Source organism: Methylobacterium sp. CCH7-A2 (assembly GCF_001557075.1).
Classification (GTDB): domain Bacteria; phylum Pseudomonadota; class Alphaproteobacteria; order Rhizobiales; family Beijerinckiaceae; genus Allobosea; species Allobosea massiliensis.
This window is the reverse complement of sequence record NZ_LSKN01000304.1, coordinates 1-324: the sequence shown is the minus strand read 5'-3', so window position 1 is coordinate 324 and position 324 is coordinate 1. Positions and strand designations below refer to the sequence as shown.

The window sequence follows — 324 nt, the reverse complement described above, 5'->3', positions numbered from 1 at the left end:
TCTTCCCGGCCGAGCGGGCGCGATAGTCCTTCCAGCGGAACGTGACCCCGTGCCGATCCATGGCAGTGATGCGGCTGTTGGCGATGGCGACGCGGTGGGTGTAGCGGGCGAGATAAGCCAGGACAGCCTCAGGGCCACCGAAGGGGCGCTTGGCATAGACAACCCAGTCGGCGCGCCGCAGCGGCGCCAGCAGGGTGGCAAAGGCATTGGCCTCTGCCAGATGGGCGAGATCGCCCTGGAAGGTAAGCCGCCCCGCCGCGTGCAGGGCTGCGAGCCCTTCGAGGAAGAGCCTGCGGAACAGCCGCGAGAGCACGCGCACAGGCA

The 324-nt window shown here is 68.8% G+C and carries 1 protein-coding gene; it reads right to left on the bottom strand.

Annotated elements, in window-relative coordinates:
• The coding region (locus AX750_RS23290) for a transposase (RefSeq protein ID WP_197432858.1) at nucleotides 1-324 on the bottom strand (324 nt) is incomplete at both ends.